A 1,281-nucleotide genomic window follows, 5' to 3' on the forward strand; every position below is an offset into this window, starting at 1 on the left:
GAGAGACACCCAAGTAGCACGGGGCCCGAGAAATCCCGTGTGAATCTGGCGGGACCACCCGCTAAGCCTAAATATTCCCTGGTGACCGATAGCGGATAGTACCGTGAGGGAATGGTGAAAAGTACCGCGGGAGCGGAGTGAAATAGTACCTGAAACCGTGTGCCTACAAGCCGTGGGAGCGTCGGGATGTGCTTGCACATCCTCGTGACTGCGTGCCTTTTGAAGAATGAGCCTGCGAGTTTGCGGTGTGTTGCGAGGTTAACCCGTGTGGGGCAGCCGTAGCGAAAGCGAGTCCGAACAGGGCGTTTCAGTAGCACGCTCAAGACCCGAAGCGGAGTGATCTAGCCATGGGCAGGTTGAAGCGGCTGTAAGAGGTCGTGGAGGACCGAACCCACCAGGGTTGAAAACCTGGGGGATGACCTGTGGTTAGGGGTGAAAGGCCAATCAAACTCCGTGATAGCTGGTTCTCCCCGAAATGCATTTAGGTGCAGCGTCGTGTGTTTCTTGCCGGAGGTAGAGCACTGGATAGGCGATGGGCCCTACCGGGTTACTGACCTTAGCCAAACTCCGAATGCCGGTAAGTGAGAGCGCGGCAGTGAGACTGTGGGGGATAAGCTCCATGGTCGAGAGGGAAACAGCCCAGAGCATCGACTAAGGCCCCTAAGCGTACGCTAAGTGGGAAAGGATGTGGAGTCGCACAGACAACCAGGAGGTTGGCTTAGAAGCAGCCACCCTTGAAAGAGTGCGTAATAGCTCACTGGTCTAGTGATTCCGCGCCGACAATGTAGCGGGGCTCAAGCGTACCGCCGAAGTCGTGTCATTGCAGCATGAGGGCCAACGCCCGCTGTGATGGGTAGGGGAGCGTCGTCTGCCGGGTGAAGCAGCCGCGGAAGCGAGTTGTGGACGGTTGACGAGTGAGAATGCAGGCATGAGTAGCGATTCACACGTGAGAAACGTGTGCGCCGATTGACCAAGGGTTCCTGGGTCAAGCTGATCTGCCCAGGGTAAGTCGGGACCTAAGGCGAGGCCGACAGGCGTAGTCGATGGATAACCGGTTGATATTCCGGTACCCGCTGTGAAGCGTCAAACATCGAATCCAGTGATGCTAAGGCCGTGAAGCCGCCGGGCCCCGTCTTTGACGTGGTTCGGAGTGGTGGAGCCGCCGGCCCGAGCTGGTAGTAGGTGAGTGATGGGGTGACGCAGGAAGGTAGTCCATCCCGGGCGGTGGTTGTCCCGGGGTAAGGGTGTAGGCCGTGCGGTAGGTAAATCCGTCGCACATTA

The 1,281-nt window shown here is 58.1% G+C and carries 1 rRNA gene (running past both ends of the window); it reads left to right on the forward strand.

The window, feature by feature from the left end:
- Positions 1 to 1,281, forward strand: a 23S ribosomal RNA gene (locus IE271_RS40020) (it extends past both window edges: 446 nt to the left, 1,493 nt to the right).

Source organism: Streptomyces minutiscleroticus (assembly GCF_014650875.1).
Lineage (GTDB): Bacteria > Actinomycetota > Actinomycetes > Streptomycetales > Streptomycetaceae > Streptomyces > Streptomyces minutiscleroticus.